General features: G+C 55.0%; 12 protein-coding genes. 8 read left to right on the top strand and 4 right to left on the bottom strand.

Features of this window, described 5'->3' with window-relative positions; all coding sequences use genetic code 11:
- The first annotated feature begins 131 nt into the window (after window positions 1-131).
- From BC440_RS07015 to BC440_RS07005, 3 genes are read left to right on the top strand one after another with little or no spacing between them, the layout of a single operon-like run.
- Window positions 132-1,838 (top strand): DUF4153 domain-containing protein, encoded by a 1,707-nt coding sequence (locus BC440_RS07015; protein ID WP_063092549.1) that lies wholly within the window; start codon window positions 132-134, stop codon window positions 1,836-1,838.
- Window positions 1,839-1,894: 56 nt separating this feature from the next.
- Window positions 1,895-2,671: a hypothetical protein gene (locus tag BC440_RS07010; RefSeq protein ID WP_223304889.1), complete on the top strand. Its 777-nt coding sequence runs from the start codon at window positions 1,895-1,897 to the stop codon at window positions 2,669-2,671.
- Window positions 2,668-3,345 (top strand): HAD-IA family hydrolase, encoded by a 678-nt coding sequence (locus BC440_RS07005; RefSeq protein ID WP_063092551.1) that lies wholly within the window; start codon window positions 2,668-2,670, stop codon window positions 3,343-3,345. The genes BC440_RS07010 and BC440_RS07005 overlap by 4 nt, the downstream gene beginning before the upstream one ends.
- 39 nt (window positions 3,346-3,384) lie before the next feature.
- Here the strand turns inward: BC440_RS07005 and BC440_RS07000 are convergent, their stop codons facing one another.
- Genes BC440_RS07000 through puuE form a run of 4 tightly spaced genes read right to left on the bottom strand, consistent with a single transcriptional unit; the run spans window position 3,385 to window position 6,466 of the window.
- Window positions 3,385-3,897 carry an ureidoglycolate lyase gene (locus BC440_RS07000; RefSeq protein ID WP_063092552.1) on the bottom strand — a complete coding sequence of 171 codons (513 nt, stop codon included), beginning with the start codon at window positions 3,895-3,897 and terminating at the stop codon, window positions 3,385-3,387.
- A 4-nt stretch (window positions 3,898-3,901) separates the two neighbouring features.
- Entirely contained in the window at window positions 3,902-4,933 is a 1,032-nt protein-coding gene (gene alc / locus BC440_RS06995) for an allantoicase (RefSeq protein WP_063092553.1), read from the bottom strand.
- 51 nt (window positions 4,934-4,984) lie between these two features.
- Window positions 4,985-5,512: a 2-oxo-4-hydroxy-4-carboxy-5-ureidoimidazoline decarboxylase gene (uraD, locus tag BC440_RS06990; protein WP_063092574.1), complete on the bottom strand. Its 528-nt coding sequence runs from the start codon at window positions 5,510-5,512 to the stop codon at window positions 4,985-4,987.
- Window positions 5,513-5,545: 33 nt separating this feature from the next.
- On the bottom strand, window positions 5,546-6,466 hold the full coding sequence (puuE, locus tag BC440_RS06985; protein ID WP_063092554.1) for an allantoinase PuuE: 921 nt from the start codon (window positions 6,464-6,466) through the stop codon (window positions 5,546-5,548).
- A gap of 421 nt (window positions 6,467-6,887) precedes the next feature.
- Between puuE and uraH the strand changes: the two genes are divergently transcribed.
- From uraH to BC440_RS06960, 5 genes are all read left to right on the top strand, one after another.
- Window positions 6,888-7,241, top strand: a complete 354-nt coding sequence (gene uraH, locus BC440_RS06980) for a hydroxyisourate hydrolase (protein WP_062960626.1) — start codon at window positions 6,888-6,890, stop codon at window positions 7,239-7,241.
- Between the two features lie 7 nt (window positions 7,242-7,248).
- The gene (gene xdhA / locus BC440_RS06975; protein WP_063092555.1) at window positions 7,249-8,742 is read left to right on the top strand and encodes a xanthine dehydrogenase small subunit; all 1,494 of its coding nucleotides are present in this window, start codon (window positions 7,249-7,251) and stop codon (window positions 8,740-8,742) included.
- Window positions 8,735-11,143 (top strand): xanthine dehydrogenase molybdopterin binding subunit, encoded by a 2,409-nt coding sequence (gene xdhB / locus BC440_RS06970; RefSeq protein WP_063092556.1) that lies wholly within the window; start codon window positions 8,735-8,737, stop codon window positions 11,141-11,143. The genes xdhA and xdhB overlap by 8 nt, the downstream gene beginning before the upstream one ends.
- Window positions 11,144-11,148: 5 nt before the next feature.
- Window positions 11,149-12,183 carry a xanthine dehydrogenase accessory protein XdhC gene (gene xdhC, locus BC440_RS06965; protein ID WP_063092557.1) on the top strand — a complete coding sequence of 345 codons (1,035 nt, stop codon included), beginning with the start codon at window positions 11,149-11,151 and terminating at the stop codon, window positions 12,181-12,183.
- Window positions 12,184-12,314: 131 nt separating this feature from the next.
- Window positions 12,315-12,767 carry a nucleoside deaminase gene (locus BC440_RS06960; protein ID WP_062951155.1) on the top strand — a complete coding sequence of 151 codons (453 nt, stop codon included), beginning with the start codon at window positions 12,315-12,317 and terminating at the stop codon, window positions 12,765-12,767.

The raw sequence follows: 12,767 nt of genomic DNA, 5'->3' as shown, positions 1-12,767 counted from the left end.
ATAAAAAAGTCTTTTTAAGACAAAAAGTTAAAGCCGCCGGAGATCGGATGATCCCGGCGGCTTTTTCTGTTTTAATACTGTTTATAAAGACAACCTGACCCGAACAATCGGGCACGAGCAAAGGCAAACCGATGAAAAAAGCGCATTGGCTGTTCCCCCTTAGCGGCGCGGCATATGGCTTCGCATTCTGGTATCTGATCGATTATCGCTGGGAGGATGACTATCTTCTGGCGAGTCTAATGACCTTTATTGCCGCACTGGCCTATTGCAGCTGGTTTGCCATTGGCGTGCGTCGTCTGCGTGATGATCTTGCGGTGACGTTTGTTTTACCAACCCTCGCAGCCCTTCAGGTGCTGGCATTTCAGCATCTGGTCGGGTTCGATCATACCGATGATGTCGCCATTTTAGGTTTGCTCGCCTGTCAGGCGTTTTGGGTCGGGCTTGCTGTCGCCATATGGCGGATATGGGGGCCGTTGCAGACGACTGTTTTACCAAACTATCCGGATCGGGCGGCACTGGTGCCCGAAATCTGGTCAATCAAGCTGGCATTGGCATTTGGTTTGGTCGGGGTTGGTGTTGTCTGGCCCGTTCTTTATGCCTTGTCTTCGCTGTTTATGCTGGTGGGGATCGACCAGATTTGGGACCTGATCAGTGAGGCGTATGTTGCGATGCCCCTTTCGGGGGCGGCTTTTGCCACAGGTATCCTCATTGCGCGTGAAAAATCGGGGCTTCTGATCCCGGTCCGCCAAGTGATTGGCGGAATGTTCCGCATTCTTTATCCGATTCAGGCTCTGGGGCTTTTCCTGTTTCTGATTGCGGCGGCATTGGGTGGCTGGGAAGTTCTGCTGGATCAGGAATTTGGTGTCTGGTGGACCGTGATGGCCGCCGCAGCAGGGTTAAGTTACCTACTGTTTGGGGCGGTGCAGGCAGGCGAAGGTGTAACCTTGTTTGGCCGGATCGGTGATCGTGTCTTTCGCTTTACATTGTGGATGGCACCGATTTTTGCCCTGATTGCGATGGCAACGATTTATATCCGGGTGCGTGAATACGGACTGACCCCATCGCGGATTTATGCGATCTGGGCGGCGGTATTTGTCTTGATGGCGACGATATGGCTTTCGGTGGCGGCATTTGGCCGTCGCCAGTCAACCCCGGTATCGTTGCGCCGGGCGTTTGGCCATATCGCGATTTGTGGGGCCCTGACGGCCTTTATCATACATCTGCCGTTGCTTGACCCGGTCAGCATTTCGGCGCGCAATCAGCAAAGCCGTCTTTTGTCGATGGCAGACTGGGACACGGCTGATCTTTCTTTCATTGCCCGAAATCTTGGAATGCCGGGCGAGAAGGCACTTGCTGAACTTGACGTGGCAAAACCCGACACGGTGCCGCCACTTGCTGAACTGCGCAGCCATATCGATTCCGATGCCGGACGGGTGATGGGCGAAATTGACAATATTCCGGTTTATCCTGCGGAATATCGCGTGCCTGGGGAAGCCGTAACCGGATTGCTTGAAGCACAGCTTGAATATGATCGCCGCTTCTGTCGCAAGGAAGGTTCAGGCACAGGAGCCCCGGACCAGTGCGCATTGTTGCTGGTCGATCTTGACGGCGATGGAATGGAAGAAGCAGCCTTTTTCACGGCGCGTGATTATGTTGATATCTATCGTTATGAGGTCGCGGATGATGATTGGCAGATTGTGACCAGTTTCTTCCATGGCCAGAACGAAATCGACCATGCGGCAATGTTGCGTGATCTTGCCGATGGTAATTTCAAAGCGGTTTCACCCCGTTATTCCGATCTTTTGATCGGTGGGGTGCAGTGGGGCCAGTATCGTTAACGCCTGCCTAATCGGGACAGGCTATGCTTTGTCATCACATGAAACAGCATCAGGGAATGACTGCTTTGTTGATCCGGACACATCATCTCATTGCGGGCCTGGCCCTTCTAACGCTGGCGGCCTGCGGCGATACCTCTGCGAAATGGGAGCCTCAGGATATGTTCGCAAGCCCGGCGGAAAAGCCGGTTGACGAACGATACCGGGCGATGATCGATTTCAAGGCGCTATCGCGTGACGAGGCAGGGGTTGAATATGCCGCCGGGCCGAGCGCGACCGTGCTGGGCGCGGTTGAAGAATCCGTTGCCCTTTGTCAGGAAAAGGGTGGCAAGGGATGCAAGGCGGTCCGTGTCGGTCTGACATGGGTTGATGGTCTTGATAGCGATGCCATCAAGGCGGTGATGGAAACCTATCGCAACACCATGCTGGCAGAAGCAACGCAGGCATCGAATGCGGGGAATGCCGGTGCGGCGAACTGGCTTGCCTTCCATTATGCGGTTCGTGGTGAAAATTTGGGTGAAGCAGAACGTCTGATCAAGCGTGCCTTGCAGGTTGCACCCGGTGATCCCGGTGCGCTCGATACCTACGGGCTGGTGCTTTATAAGCAGGGCAAATATCAGGAAGCAGAAGAGATATTTGTGGCTGTAAACAAGGCAATGCCGACGGCTGAACATCTTGCGCATTTTGCCGAAAATGCCCTTGCGATGGGCAAAACCGAAATGGCACGCGCGGCTTATCAGCGCGCCCTTGAGGCGCAGCCAAGTGCGGTGCTGTCACAGGAAATCCAGAAACGGTTGCTTGCCCTTGATCTGGGTGGCGGCGCGGCAACACAGTGATCAATCTTGTCATCTTTGATTGCGATGGGGTGCTGATCGATAGTGAAGTGCTGTCGTTTGCCGTCGATGTTCAGATACTTGCAGGCTATGGCATTGAAGTCTCGTCGGATGACCTGGCGCGCCGTTTTGGCGGTGTGTCCTATGCCGGGATGGTCGACTGCCTGAATAATGATCACGCAACCGCGATTGACGCCGTGCAGTATCAGAAAGAATGTGAAGATCTGCTCGGAAGTCTTTTTGAAACAGATCTGCGGGCGATTGGTGGCATTGACGCGGTTCTGAAATCACTTGATGTGCCGGTTTGCGTTGCATCGGGCAGTGATTTGGCACGCCTTGATACCTGTCTTGGAAATACCGGTTTGCTTGATTTCTTCGAGGCGCGGATTTTCTCGGTCGAGGAAGTGGCAAATGGCAAACCGGCCCCGGATATCTTCCTGCATGCGGCGCGGGAATGCGGTTCCAAACCGGAAAACTGTCTTGTGATCGAAGACAGCCCCGCCGGGATTATTGCCGCCGGGGCGGCCGGGATGCGATCCGTCGGATTTCTTGGTGGAGGCCATCGAAATCCGCAAGATGCCGAAATGTTAATGCAGGCCGGGGCCGAGGATGTTGTCGGTGATTCCAGCGAACTGCACCGGTATCTTGGCAATCAGGGACTGGCAAAACGACCCTGATCGCAATTGATCAGGGTGCAATGTCTTGTGATCGTTTTCTCAAGTCTGGGGCCAGTCAAGCGTTACAGGCGTATCATCAACCATCGGCAGATCAATTTCGTTCAGGTTGTTGCCCGGGCCGCTGCGATCCACGATCAGAAAATCACTTTCTGGTTCAAGCGCCAGAAGCGGGTGGTGCCAGACATTCTTGGCATAAGTCACACCTTGTGTCCCGTCCGAGATAAAGGCGCGTAGGTCTTCGAGGGCAGGGGTATCTGAACCCTCTGCCACAACAATCAGGAACTTCTGACCGCTTAGAGGCACGAACGCCTGGGAGCCCAGTGGATGGCGTTCCATCATTTTGATTTCAATCGGCATCGGGCGCGGTGTGCCGCGAAAAATGCTGATGATTGGTATGCCACCTTCGTCCCCGACATCAACGCGCGATATGTCGTGAAACCGCGTTGTTGTCCCCAGATTGATTTTATATTCGTCCCGCGCGGTGGCGGTGGATATCACCTCGCCAAACGGGGCAAAAGCCGCGGGGTTTAGCGGTTCGACTTTCAGTTTCATAGTCTTATCGCTTTGCCGGTTTGCCAAGAATGCGCAGGCGGCTGATCCCGCCATCGGGAATGGAATTGACGCGCAAATGCGATACCGGGCCGAGCTTGGCGATGACCGACGCATCAAATTCGTGGATATGGTCGGCCTGCATTTTCTGTTCAGGCAAAATGGTTTGCCAGAACATCGAACGTGCGCGCAGCGACTTATCCTTTTCACCATCCACATAGGCGGCCTGAATGGAAACCCGGTCGGGATAGTTGCCCTTGAAGTGGCAGGTGTCGACGATGATTTTCTCGATCTCGCCAGGATGGCCGAGCTCAACGATAAGCCACTCGTTGCCGGGTTCGCGGCGCCGTCTGGTTTCCCAGCCATCACCCATATTGATGCCTCTGCCCGGGGCCAGAATGGCATTCGGGTTGCCATAATGGGCATCCGACCATGTCAGGACCACGCCGCCATTGATCATGGCTGCCAGATCAATCTGATCGGCACTGCTTGCCATTTTTGACCAGTCCCGATCCGGGCGGCCATAAACGCGCAGACGGGCAATGCCTCCATCGGGATAGATATGCAGGCGGACATGGGTGAAAACGCCCTCTGCCGTGACGTCAGCATAATGGTGGGCTTCTGCGCCGACACCGGCACGCAACCCGATCGGGGCAACAATTTCGATCCAGGTTGTATCTTCGGCGGGATCACCATCCGGGCAATAGCATGCCTCTAGCGATGCGGCGGGCGGGAAGTTGCCGGTGAAGTGGCTGGTATCGATATCGACACCGTAAATCCGGCCCGATGTTGCCAGCCGTACCACACAGTAATCATGACCTTCCACACGTTTCCGGCGGCTTTCCCAGCCATCCATCCACTTGCCATTGTCATCATATTTATCCGGATAAAAAATGGCATCGGCGGTTTGCAACATGCGTTGCTTGTCGGCAAAGAAATCGTCGGTCGCAAAGATTGCTTCTGCGCCCAGACGTTCGTCGGCCAGATTGACAAAACGCCGGGTAAATTCCGGGGCATCAAGGTTTGTGTGGTGGCTCATGGCTTTTAAATCCTGATTATTGGTTATTTTGTTCGGGCCAGTCATTGGCGATCAAAGGGCTTCGAGGCGCAGCTTGGCGATACGGTGTACCTGATTGATGGCCTCGTTAAATTCGGTTTCAACATCGTTTTTAACGCGGCGTTCGAATGCGTTCAGGATGTCGGTCCGATGGAACCCTTTGACCGCAAAGATGAACGGGAAACCGAACTTCTTTTTGTAGTCGTCATTCAATTTCGTAAACCGGGCAAGTTCATCGGGCGTACATTGATCAAGTCCGGCACCGGTTTGTTCATTCTGCGAGGAATGCGTCAGTTCCGCCAAGGCAAGCTTGCCTGCAAGATCAGGGTGGGCGCGAAGCAGTGTCAGTTTGTCATCGCCAACCGCGCCATTTACCACGGCTGCCATGGCATCGGCGAGCGCATCGGGGGCATCAAGGGCAGACGTGATGCCGCGATCATAAAGCTGCTTTGCGATCCAGGGGGAATGTTCGTAAACCCCGCCATACAGCGAGACAAAGGCGCTTTGCGCCAAGGTGCTGGGCGGTCGGGTTTCGAACAATGATTTTTCAGGTTTGGTCATAACGGCCATTTCAGTTCTTGTTTTTCTTGATGCTTATTTGTTTTCGGTAAACGGATGATGTTCACGCCAGTGACGCGCAATATCGACGCGACGTGCAAACCAGACATCATCATGACCGCGCACATAATCGACAAAGCGTTTCAGGGCTGCAAACCGCCCCGGCCGGCCGACAAGACGGCAATGTAAACCAACCGATAGCATCCGCGGCGTTTCGGCACCTTCTTCGTAAAGCGTATCAAAACTGTCTTTCAGATACTGGAAATACTGTTCACCGGAATTGAAGCCCTGCATGGCGGCAAAGCGCATGTCGTTGACGTCAAGCGTATAGGGAACGATCAGATGCGGTGTGTCTGTCAGAGTTGACCAGAAAGGCAGTTCGTCGCTGTAATCATCGGCGTCATACAGGAAGCCGCCTTCTTCGGCGACAAGCCGTCGGGTGTTCGGGCTTGTACGCCCGGTATACCAGCCAAGCGGGCGCTCCCCGGTCACATCCCTGATGATGTCGATCGCCTTGTAAAGATGTTCGCGTTCAAGTTCTTCGGGGAAGTATTGATAATCGATCCAGCGATAGCCGTGCGAGCAGATTTCATGACCATCGCGCATCGCGACTTCGCCAACCTTCGGGTGACGGGCCAGCGCCATGGCAACGGCAAAGATGGTGATCGGAATTTGCCGTTCGCGGAACAGGTTAAGGATGCGCCAGACACCAACGCGCGAACCATATTCGTAAATCGACTCCATGCTCATATGGCGAACGCCTTCGCGCATGTCGGCACCGATGATTTCCGACAGAAATGCCTCGGACGCGCGATCCCCGTGTAGAACGCAGTTTTCACCGCCTTCCTCGTAATTCAGCACGAATTGGACCGCAACACGGGCCTTGCCCGGCCAGTTGGCCTTTGGCGGATTGGGGCCATAGCCAATCAGGTCGCGTGCATAATTTTGTTCGGTCATCTTTGGCCTCTCCTGATATCGCAACGCCCGGCTTTGTCATGCGGGCTGTTTGGTGTAGCATTAACCATAGGTCGCAGCGCAGCAAGGAAGAACTCCTGCGCGCTGATTGATGGATGATTATGCCGCACTATCAATATGACTTTGATAATGTTCCTGGACGGGAAATCGCTTTGGCCGGTTTTTTATTGGCTTTTAGAAGCTTTTTATCCGGCTTTGATAGTATTCTGCACGAAGCTGTGGCAATCGTTTTTCAAAGAATTATTGATATAGTTTCACTTTATCACCTCTTTCCACGATCCGTGTCCTAATGCGACCTTTTTGAAACGCTATAAATTCGTTCGGCATAAAACGATCAACCAGAAAAGCCGACCAGGGAAGAAGCGACCGACCACCGCATGAGAGAGAAAAGAGGAGGCCCGGCATGGGACGACTGACTACCCATGTTCTAGATACGGCAAAAGGTTGCCCGGCGGGCGGCATCCGGATCGAGCTGCACCGTTTTGGTGACGGCCATGATGATCTGGTCGCCGAAGCCGTAACCAATGCCGACGGGCGAACCGATGCGCCAATGCTTGATGGTGCTTCGTTCAAGCCGGGCGAGTATCAGCTTGTCTTTCATGCAGGTGCGTATTTCGATGACATCGGTCTTGATCTGCCGGAACCGAAATTCCTTGATCAGGTTGTAATCCGGTTCGGTATTTCAGATGCGCAGGCGCATTATCATGTGCCGCTGCTGCTTTCGCCGTTTGGCTATTCCACCTATCGCGGTAGCTGAGGCCATCATGACCAAACCGGCCCTTGATACACGCGATGATATCCGGTTTCTGTTCGGAAACGAGGAACGTCGCCTGCGCGATATCGATCCGCAAATGACGGTTTTGAACTGGCTGCGCTTAAACGAGCGCAAGACCGGCACCAAAGAAGGCTGTGCCGAGGGCGATTGCGGTGCCTGCACGGTCATTCTGGGCGAACCGAATAGTCAGGGCAGCATGCGTTACCGGACGGTCAATGCCTGTATCCAGTTTATGCCGACCCTTGATGGGAAGCAGCTTCTGGCTGTTGAACATCTTAAATCCGAAGATGGCAGCCTGCATCCTGTGCAGCAGGCCATTGTGGAAACCCATGGGTCGCAATGCGGTTTCTGTACGCCGGGCTTTGTCATGAGCCTGTATCAGCTTTGGCTGGATGGGGGCGAGGATGACCGGGGTGCCATCAATGATGCCCTTGCCGGGAACCTTTGCCGTTGCACCGGTTACGGACCAATCATCGAAGCCGCCCGCAAGGCCGGTGGCATAAGCGCAACCGATCCGGTCGAACAAAAACGCCGTTCCGATATCGCGACCCGATTGTCCACGATGGTCGAAGGTGCCGACATGCTGGCACTTGAAATGCCGGTGGGGCGTTATTTCGCCCCCCGCAGCAGCGATGAACTGGCCGCACTTTTGGTGGCCCATCCCGATGCGACGGTGCTGGCGGGCGGGACGGATGTCGGGCTTTGGGTGACTAAGATGCTCAAACGGCTTGATCCGATCATTTATATCGGGGATGTCGCGGATCTTAAATCGGTCCGGGAAAAGGATGGTGTTCTGACTATCGGTGCCGGTGTGACTTATAGCGATGCCCATAACGCACTTGGCATGATTGCCGGTGATGTCGGAGAGCTGGTCCGCCGGATCGGGTCACGGCAAATCCGCAATGCGGGGACGGTTGGTGGCAATATCGCCAATGGATCGCCAATTGGCGATACACCGCCTGCCCTGATTGCACTGGACGCGCGCATTGCCCTGCGCATGGGCGATATCCGTCGCGAAGTTGCCCTTGAAGATTTCTTTATCACCTATGGCAAGCAGGACCGGGCCAAGGGCGAGTTCGTCGAAAGCATCATCGTTCCGAAGCCTGCGGCCGGGGTGCAGTTCAAGGCCTACAAGATTTCCAAACGGTTTGATCAGGATATTACGGCGGTTCTTGCGGCCTTTGCCATTCGGATTGATGGCGGCAAGGTTGTCGAGTTCCGGGCGGCATTTGGTGGCATGGCCGGAACACCGATGCGGGCCAAAAAGTGCGAGGCGGCCCTGATTGGCAAGGATTGGAACGAGGCCAGTCTGAACGCGGCGCAACTGGCCCTGACCAGGGATTTTGCACCGATGTCGGATATGCGGGCATCAAAAGAATACCGCATGCTGGTCGCGCAGAACCTTTTGACCAAACTGTTTATTGAAACAACGGCACCTGAAATTGCCACCCGTCTGGTTGGCAGGGAGGCTGCCCATGTCTGACAACGCATCCAAAGCCATCGATACCAAAGACCCGGGTGAGCTTCTGGCGCCGACACCGGGGCTTTCGGGCGGGGTTCGGTCTGCCAGCAAGCATGACAGCGGTCCGAAGCATGTTGCGGGCGAAGCGGTTTATGTTGACGATATTCTTGAACCGTTCGGCACTCTTCATCTGGCCCCCGGTGCGGCGACAATCGCACATGGCAGAATCACGAAGATGGATCTGTCAAAGGTGCGATCCGCACCCGGTGTGGTGTGTGTCCTGACAGCGGATGATGTGCCGGGTGTCAATGACGTGTCACCCGCCCATACCCATGATGATCCGGTTCTGCCCGACGGGATTGTTCAGTTTTACGGTCAGCCGGTTTTCTGTGTCGCCGCCGAAACCCGCGAACAGGCACGCAATGCTGTCAAGCTGGCCGAGATCGAATATGAAGAACTGCCCGCGATCCTGAGCGTCAAGGAAGCACTTGAAAAACAGCAATTCGTTGCACCGCCCCATGTCATGGCGCAGGGCGATGCCAAATCGGCACTGGCGCGCGCCAAACATCGCCGGTCCGGGGTGATGGAAATCGGCGGGCAGGACCATTTCTATCTCGAAGGTCAGATCACCTTTGCCATTCCGCAGGAAGATGGTGATGTGCTTTTGCATTGCTCGACCCAGCATCCGTCCGAGGTTCAGCACAATATCGCCAATGTCCTTGGTCGTCCGGCCAATGCGGTAACCGTCGAAGTGCGCCGTATGGGCGGTGGTTTCGGTGGCAAGGAAACGCAGGCATCACAATGGGCGGCACTGGCGGCGATTGTTGCGGTTAAAACCGGTCGCCCGGCGAAAATGCGTCTGGATCGCGATGATGACATGGTCATGACCGGCAAACGCCATGACTTTATCGTCGAATATGATGTCGGTTTTGATGATGATGGTCGGATTTGCGGGTTGGATATTCAATATGCTGCCAATTGCGGTTTCTCGGCCGATCTGTCGGCCGCGATCTGTGATCGTGCGATGTTCCATACCGACAATGCTTATTTCCTTGGCGATGTCGAAATCCGGTCCTATCGCTGCAAAACCAATCTGGTGTCCAATACCGCGTTTCGAGGCTTTGGCGGGCCGCAGGGCATGGTTGCGATTGAACGGATCATCGATGAAATCGCCATGACGATTGGCCGCGATCCGCTTGATGTGCGGATCGTCAACTATTACGGGACAACCGACCGCAACACGACGCCCTATCACATGACGGTCGAGGATAATGTCCTTGCGGAACTGACGAACGATATTCTGGCATCTTGCGACTATCGCAAGCGCCGCGAGGAAATCGACGCGTTCAATGCGCAAAGCCCGGTGATCAAGCGCGGTATTTCGATTACGCCAGTCAAGTTCGGTATTTCCTTTACCACGACCTTCCTTAATCAGGCGGGCGCATTGATCCATATTTATCAGGACGGATCGGTGCATCTGAACCATGGCGGGACGGAAATGGGGCAGGGTCTGTTTATCAAGGTCGCCCAGGTCGTGGCCGAGGAATTCCAGATCGATCTCGACCGGATCAAGATCACGGCAACCAATACCGGCAAGGTTCCCAACACATCGGCAACTGCAGCCTCAAGCGGCGCGGATATGAACGGCATGGCCGCGCGCGATGCCGCGATTATCATCAAATCGCGCCTGATTGCTTTTGCGGCTGAGAAATACGGTGTTGCCGAGGCTGCCGTCCGGTTTGTTCCGGGCCGGGTGATTGTTGGTGATGTGACCGAACTGGAATTTGCCGATCTGGTCAAACAGGCTTATCTGGCGCGTGTTTCGCTTTCGGCGACGGGCTATTACGCGACGCCGAAAATCCATTACGACCGTGAAACCGCGTCGGGTCGGCCATTCTATTACTTCGCCTATGGCGTGGCCTGTTCCGAGGTGATGATCGACACCCTGACGGGCGAATATAAGGTCACACGCGTTGATATCAGCCACGATGTCGGCCGGTCGCTGAACCCGGCGATTGACCGCGGTCAGATCGAAGGCGGTTTTATTCAAGGCATGGGGTGGCTGACATCCGAGGAATTGTGGTGGGATGATGCAGGTCGTTTACGAACGCATGCGCCTTCTACCTATAAAATTCCCGCATGTTCGGATCGACCGGAAGATTTTCGTCTTGAATTGTGGTCATCCGGAAGAAACGTTGAAAAAACCATTCACCGATCAAAAGCTGTTGGTGAGCCGCCGCTGATGCTGGCGATTTCAGTGCATCGTGCCATTGCTGATGCGATCGCATCGGTCGGGGATTACAAGGTGATCCCGATGCTGAATGCCCCGGCAACGCCCGAGGCCGTCCTGAATGCGGTCGCCAATGTGGCCAAGGGCATGATTGCCCAAAGTCATGATGCGGTTCCGGCTGCGGGGGAATAGACATCATGCGCCTGTCACCCGACGCCCATATTGCTGTGTTGCAATCATCCGATCCGGTGATGCTGGTCAGTGTGGCGGCCATTCGCGGGTCCACCCCTCGCGAGGCAGGGGCATTTATGCTGATCAGTGAAGCCGACATTGTCGGGACGGTTGGTGGTGGCAATCTGGAACATCAGGTGACGGTTCAGGCGCGTGAAATCCTGAATCTGGGGCGGGATTTTGATGCGGAACTGGTTCCATTCCCGTTGGGGCCAGGGCTTGGCCAATGCTGCGGCGGTTCTGTCGATATTGCGTTTCACCTGCTGAGCTCGATGCAAAAGCATCAGTTGGCGACAGCGATCCGAAATACGCAAAGCAATGCCGGTCCTGTTCATCGTGCTTGGGCGATTTTATCGATGGGCGAAAGCCAACATCTTGAAACGGCCAGTATTCAGGATGCCGATGCATTGGAGCGCCTGTTTGCCGGGGGGCGCGGAGGATTGTGTGATCTGGCGGGGCAGCAGAAGCTGTGCCTGCGCCTTGATGACGGAGCAACGCCGCTTTGGCTGTTTGGTGCCGGGCATGTCGGGCAGGCGATTGTTCAGGCACTGGCACCCTTGCCGTTCGATATTCACCTGATCGATTCGCGTGATGAATACCTGACCCTGCCGGAAACACCGAAACTTCATCTGCATCAAAGCGAAAGGCCCGAGGACGAGGTGGGCGACATGCCGCCCGATGCCTTCGCGCTTATCCTGACGCACAGCCACGCGCAGGACTTTGATATCTGTCGGGCGGCCTTGATGCGGAATGATCTTGGTTTTGTCGGCATGATCGGAAGCCAGACCAAACGCGCGCGCTTTGTCCGGCGATTAAAGGATCGCGGGTTGGGTGACACGGAAATCGGTCGTTTGACATGCCCGATTGGAATTCAGGGCATTACCGGCAAACAGCCGGCAATCATTGCGGCATCGGTTGCAGTGCAATTGCTGTCCGTACGTGAAGCACGAATGGCGCAAAATCTGGTGAACAGGGTCGCACAAGACGGCCTTGCCGGATGATAAAGCCTTCATTGCAAGGCATATAAATGATAAAGGGCCGCGCCAATAGCGGCCTGATCAGGAGGATCCGTTTACCGGATCAGGAGTTCATATAGGGAGATTTGGCTGTGTGTGATGCCAAGCATAAACACATGCTCCATGCCGTGAATTTGTCGCGGACAAAAATGGAAGAAGGCTGTGGCGGCCCGTTCGGGGCAATCATTGTCAAGGACGGCGAAGTCATATCCGAAGGCTGGAACAAGGTAACATCCAGCAACGATCCGACCGCTCATGCAGAGGTCAGCGCCATCCGTGCGGCCTGTGAAAAGCTTGGTACCTTCAATCTTGCCGGTTGCGAGATTTACACCAGTTGCGAGCCATGCCCGATGTGCCTTTCGGCGATCTATTGGGCGCGTCTTGACCGGATCTATTATGCCAATTCCCGCGATGATGCAGCGGCAATCGGCTTTGACGATCAATTCCTGTATGATGAAGTGGCAAAACCGATCCCGGATCGGAGCCTGCCGTGCGAACATCTGGATTTAGGGGAAGCGCGTGATGTCTTTGCGGCCTGGGATGCCAAAGAAGATAAAATCGCGTATTGA

The organism is Thalassospira sp. MIT1004, from assembly GCF_001858545.1.
Taxonomy (GTDB): domain Bacteria; phylum Pseudomonadota; class Alphaproteobacteria; order Rhodospirillales; family Thalassospiraceae; genus Thalassospira; species Thalassospira xiamenensis.
Note: the sequence above shows the minus strand (reverse complement) of the source record. Positions and strands in the feature narration are given on the sequence as shown.